Below are 2,252 nucleotides of genomic sequence, written 5' to 3' on the forward strand. Positions count from 1 at the left end.
GGGGCGGCCGCGGGCCGGCCCCCCCGCAGCCGGTGATCCACGTGAACGACAACTTCGCCCGCTGGCAGGGGCAGTTCAGCGATCTGGTCTCCGTCTGCGTGGAGGCCGGCGGCCCTGCGGCGGCGGTGGCGCAACGGCTGTCGCCGCGCGCGCACGATTACCACGTACTCAAGCCCAAGCACTCGGCCTTCCATGCCACGCCGCTGGCGCTCCTGCTTGAAAAGCTGCGCGTGCGGCGGCTGGTGCTGACCGGCGTGGCTGCCGACTCCTGCATACTGGCGACCGCACTGGATGCCAGGATGCACGAGTTCGAGCTGTGGGTACCCGCCGATTGCGTGGCCGCGATCACGCCCGGGCGCAAGCGCGATGCGCTGGCGGTGGTCGCGCATTCGCTGGAGGCGCCGGTGGCCACCTCACGCGGCGTCCCCGGCCTGTTCCCGGCACAGGCGTGAAATCGGCCCGGCGCTTCTTCACGCCTGCTTTAGCCGCCATTGGCCAGCGTTGTCGGCAATCCACAACGGTATGCACGCCATGGCGCGTCCGATCTGGACGGGAACCCTGTCTTTCGGTCTGTTGAACGTCCCGGTGTCGCTGATGAGTGGCGAGAGGCGGGTGGACATCAGTTTCCGCATGCTCGACTCTCGCGACCGCAAGCCGATCCGGTTCGAGCGGGTCAATGCCGAGACCGGTGAGGAAGTGCCCTGGAAGGATATCGTCAAGGCCTTCGAGTACGACAAGGGCAGTTATGTTGTGGTGGACAAGGAGGACATCGCCTCGGCGGCGCCGCAGACGCATGACTCCATCGATGTGGAAGCCTTCATCGACCGCAGCGAAATCAGCCTGCGCTTCTATGAAAAGCCCTATGTCATCGTCCCCGGCAAGAAGGCGGAGAAGGGGTATGTGCTGCTGCGCGAGACTCTGCGCGACACCGGTCGGGTGGGTATCGCGCGGGTCGTCATCCGCACCCGCGAGTACCTGTGCGCGGTGGTGCCCGAGGGCGACGCTCTGATCCTGCTGATGCTGCGCTACCCGCAGGAACTGGTGGACCCGGCCGAATACAGGCTGCCTGAGGGCAAGCCCGCCGACTACCGCATCTCCAAACGCGAGGCGGAGATGGCCGCCAGCCTGATCGAGTCGATGTCGGTGGCGTGGCATGCGGACGACTACCAGGACGAGTTCCGCGGCCGGCTCGAGGCCATCATCCGCAAGCGGCTGAAGGCCAAGGGTGCCACCACGCGCATCATCGACGAGCGCGAGGAGCCGGAGGACGCCGCCACCAATGTGGTCGACTTCATGGCGCTGCTGCAGAAGAGCTTGGACGAGAAGAAGCGCACGCCCGCCAGCAAACGCGCACCGGCGAAGAAGGCGGCCGCGCGCAAGGCGCCGGCGAAGAAGGCGCGCAAATCCACGCGCCGGACGGCGTCTTCCTGACGATGCCGGGAAGCCGCCGCCTCATAGCCATCGGCAGCATGGGCAGCCGCGTGCGCGGCACCACCTTTCTCTATGTCCTGCCGTGCGCGAACGAGGACCACGCCAAGCTGGGCATCGCCGGCGATCCGCTGACGCGCATGCAGGCGTTTTCCCCACGCTACTTCGAGCTTTTCGACCTGGATGCCGGCTGGCTGCTGGAGGCCGACACCCTGAAGGAGGCGCGGGGCTGGGAGACGGCGCTCAAGCGCTGGCTGCGGCCGCACGCCGCGCCGGCGCCGCTGCTGGTTCCGGCACGCGCCGGCGGCCGCACCGAATGGGTGCGCGGCGCACTCTCGCTGCTGGCTGGCTGGCGCGACGCGCAGGTGGCGCAGGGCTTCGTGGCGCATGCGCCGCTGCGCGGCTGGGTACGCCAGCGCCTGTTACAGGCGCACGAGAACCGCCACCACGGCGTGCAGGCGCTGGTCGAGCGGTTCGGCCCGGCCGAGTTCTGGCCACCGGCGGCTGGCAGCGCGCCGCTGGGCCTGCTGCGCGACGCCCTGGATGCCTGCGTGCTGCTCGACGTGGAGCCCGGCGACGACGATGTTCCCGGCCTGCGCGCCTGGCATGAACGCAACAGCCTGGTATCGCGGCCCGCGGCGCGGGCCTGGCGGACGGACGGGGAACACGCATGAGCCTGTACGACTACCGGCGCAAGCGGCAGTTCGAACGCACCCCGGAGCCGGCGGCGGACAGCCGTCGCCGGCGCGACGGACAGCCGATCTTCGTGGTGCAGCTGCACCACGCCAGCCACCGCCATTACGACTTCCGCCTGCAGGTGGGCA

The 2,252-nt window shown here is 69.1% G+C and carries 3 protein-coding genes; all 3 read left to right on the forward strand.

The features are described from left to right. Positions 1 to 452: isochorismatase family cysteine hydrolase (locus QMX80_RS19035; protein ID WP_282278742.1), on the forward strand; the 452-nt coding region annotated here is incomplete at its 5' end. A 79-nt stretch (positions 453 to 531) separates the two neighbouring features. After that, complete coding sequence (locus QMX80_RS19040; protein ID WP_282278744.1) at positions 532 to 1,431, forward strand: Ku protein; 900 nt, start codon at positions 532 to 534, stop codon at positions 1,429 to 1,431. A 38-nt stretch (positions 1,432 to 1,469) separates the two neighbouring features. Further along, positions 1,470 to 2,102, forward strand: a complete 633-nt coding sequence (locus tag QMX80_RS19045; protein ID WP_273083467.1) for a GIY-YIG nuclease family protein — start codon at positions 1,470 to 1,472, stop codon at positions 2,100 to 2,102. Positions 2,103 to 2,252: the final 150 nt, after the last annotated feature.

This window comes from Stenotrophomonas sp. PS02297, assembly GCF_029959705.1.
Lineage (GTDB): Bacteria > Pseudomonadota > Gammaproteobacteria > Xanthomonadales > Xanthomonadaceae > Stenotrophomonas > Stenotrophomonas nitritireducens.

Coding starts and splice junctions, on each gene's coding strand:
- QMX80_RS19040 (WP_282278744.1), top strand. CDS start 532: ATGGCGCGTCCGATCTGGACGGGAACCCTGTCTTTCGGTCTGTTGAAC.
- QMX80_RS19045 (WP_273083467.1), top strand. CDS start 1,470: ATGGGCAGCCGCGTGCGCGGCACCACCTTTCTCTATGTCCTGCCGTGC.